A 1,501-nucleotide genomic window follows, 5' to 3' on the forward strand; every position below is an offset into this window, starting at 1 on the left:
TCCGGGACCCATAACCACCGAATTGCGTTGCTGCACGAGCTGGCAACTCCGAATCGTCGCAAGACGATTGCTGCGGAGTATGGGTCCCGGATCTGCGCTCCGCTCCAGACAACGCTGCGCGTTGTCGGAGCTCCACTTGTCCGGGACGACAGCGGTGGATTTGCGCGCCGGCCTTCAATTTGTAGCGGCGCGAGAAAGCCCGCCTTAAGAATTCCCCGCGTCACCTCACCACCAGTTGCGGTGCCACAAATTTACCACAGCTTATCCTTTGCCCCGTAACGTGCCGCGGAGTCGGGAAGCGGGCTGCTTCCGGCTGCGCCTGGTTTTCCGCGAATGGAATGGGGTGGGGGAATGTCGGTCAAGTCGAAGTCGCAGCAATCGAAGCTGCCAACGCTACGGTTTCGCGCAAAAATCATCCTTGGCTTCGTGGCGGTGCTCGCCATCCTCGCCGTCAGCATGGCGTTCGCCTATTTCGGCTTCGAGCGGATCCAGGCCGCCGTGGCCTCCTACCGCGCAAGCGTCTCGGAAGCCGATCTCGCACGGACCGTCGACCGCGAGCTGATCGCCTATCAGGGGTTGGCGCGGGCCTATACGCTGACGGGCGCGGCGGATGACGAGACCGCGGCCAAGGCCGCCGAAGAGAATCTGAGGAGCGCGATCGGCAAGTCGATGTCCGCCACGACCGGGGCCGCCCGCCGTGAGCAGGTCGGCAAGCTCGAGGCCGAATTCCAGCGCTTCACGAAGGTGTTCGGTGAGATCATCACCCTGACCCGCGAGAACAACAAGATCGCGGCCGATGAGCTCAACAGCGTCGGCAACAAGATCCGCTTCAAGTTCGACGATCTCGCCGACACGGCTGCGCTGGCGGGGCTTGCATCGGTCCAGACCACGGCCAAGGACGTCACCTCGCAATATCTGGCCGTTTCCACCTCGGTCAGCGCCTTCGTCGCCAAGCCGGAGCCGAAGACCGCCGACGGCGTGATCGCCCGCATCAAGTTTCTGGAGACCTTGCTGGTCTCGATCTATGCGAACGACCAGAAGATCACCGACCGCGTCACCGAGATCGGCAATCTCCTGAAGCAGTACCGCACCTCTTTCGCGAAGCTGACCGAGAACGTGAAGGTCATCGTCAAGCTGAACGGCGAGATGACCAAGACGGCCGCGTCCATCCTCAAACTCTCGGCCGAGCTGCGTTCGGACCTCACCGCCGACCAGCAGCGCATCGAGGCGAGCGCCAATGCGACCATCGGGGAGACCGAGCGGCTGATGCTGATGATGGCGCTCGGCGGTCTTGCCGTCGGCGCTGTGCTGGCCTGGATGCTCGGCAACGGTATCTCGCGTCCGATGATCGCGATGTGCAAGGCGATGCGGGAGCTGGCCTCGGGCAATTTCGACGTGGTGCTGCCGGGTCTTGGCCGCAAGGACGAGATCGGCGAGATGGCCGGTGCGGTCGAGGAGTTCAAGGTTCAGGCGGTGGCCAAGGCCGAGCGCGATGCCGCCG

1 protein-coding gene is annotated in these 1,501 nt (G+C 63.6%); it reads left to right on the plus strand.

From position 1 onward, the window contains the following. Positions 1-351 precede the first annotated feature (351 nt). The coding region (locus tag AAE027_RS39395) for a HAMP domain-containing protein (RefSeq protein WP_370991167.1) at positions 352-1,501 on the plus strand (1,150 nt) is incomplete at its 3' end.

It is taken from the genome of Bradyrhizobium sp. DN3, from assembly GCF_041357655.1.
Taxonomy (GTDB): Bacteria; Pseudomonadota; Alphaproteobacteria; order Rhizobiales; family Xanthobacteraceae; genus Bradyrhizobium.